Source organism: Bradyrhizobium jicamae (assembly GCF_001440395.1).
Taxonomy (GTDB): domain Bacteria; phylum Pseudomonadota; class Alphaproteobacteria; order Rhizobiales; family Xanthobacteraceae; genus Bradyrhizobium; species Bradyrhizobium jicamae.
Map to the genome: position 1 here is coordinate 2,015 of NZ_LLXZ01000213.1, position 285 is coordinate 2,299.

At 53.3% G+C, this 285-nt stretch carries 1 protein-coding gene; it reads left to right on the top strand.

The genetic code is table 11. The features are described 5' to 3' along the window. Positions 1–84: 84 nt before the first annotated feature. A partial coding sequence (locus tag CQ12_RS45745; protein WP_210180604.1) for a hypothetical protein occupies positions 85–285 on the top strand: 201 nt, incomplete at its 3' end.

The window sequence follows — 285 nt, forward strand, 5'->3', positions numbered from 1 at the left end:
TTTTGTAACATTTCGTGATACTAGGGCCACTTGCCCTATAGGGCCAATGAGACTAGTTTAGCTCCGTCAACAACGGAGCGCACCATGCAGTTTTTGTCGGGATCAAATCTTACGGCTGGTCAGTTGAGGGAATATGTCGCAAGTCGCGGCTATCGGTCTGAACCTTTCACGAATTCTTGGGAAGCGGCTGAGGGTGCCCCGCTCCGGGTCATGGGCTATACCTTGCGTGGCCCCCGCGGCAATCGAACGGTTATGGCCCGCTATCCTGACGATACGTATTCGTTT